General features: G+C 49.7%; 2 tRNA genes. Both read right to left on the bottom strand.

From position 1 onward, the window contains the following. Positions 1 to 168 precede the first annotated feature (168 nt). Positions 169 to 244 (bottom strand) — tRNA-Ala (locus OXR61_RS23345). A gap of 149 nt (positions 245 to 393) precedes the next feature. After that, positions 394 to 470 (bottom strand) — tRNA-Ile (locus tag OXR61_RS23340). Positions 471 to 483: the final 13 nt, after the last annotated feature.

Raw genomic sequence — 483 nt, 5'->3', positions numbered from 1 at the left:
GACTGCAAGCATTTGAGAGACCCGAACGCATCGTAAATTTCATTCTTATTACGGAGAATGAATACGACGCGTCGTTTCAAATTTTCAGCTTGTTCCGGATTGTTAAAGAGCAAATACTTCGCAGCACACCGTCGCCGGTATACTCTGAAGTAAGTTTCAGTACTGTAATGGTGGAGCTAAGCGGGATCGAACCGCTGACCTCCTGCGTGCAAGGCAGGCGCTCTCCCAGCTGAGCTATAGCCCCATACAGTCACTGCAGAGACCATCTACATCCACTCACCAGGAGTCACGTTTCTCACACGGGAAATGTGATTTCGTCTCAGGCAAGGCATGTTTTCGCGAAGCATAGTGAACTATGCGAGCCGGAAACATAACGCGGCATGAGAAGAAATCTGGTAGGCCTGAGTGGACTTGAACCACCGACCTCACCCTTATCAGGGGTGCGCTCTAACCACCTGAGCTACAAGCCTGTAGAGGTTTTTT

Origin of the sequence: Pantoea sp. GM_Pan_4, from assembly GCF_026541005.1 — a bacterium.
Classification (GTDB): Bacteria; Pseudomonadota; Gammaproteobacteria; order Enterobacterales; family Enterobacteriaceae; genus Pantoea; species Pantoea dispersa.
The sequence above is the reverse complement of the archived record's forward strand: the minus strand, read 5'-3'. Positions and strand labels throughout refer to the sequence as shown.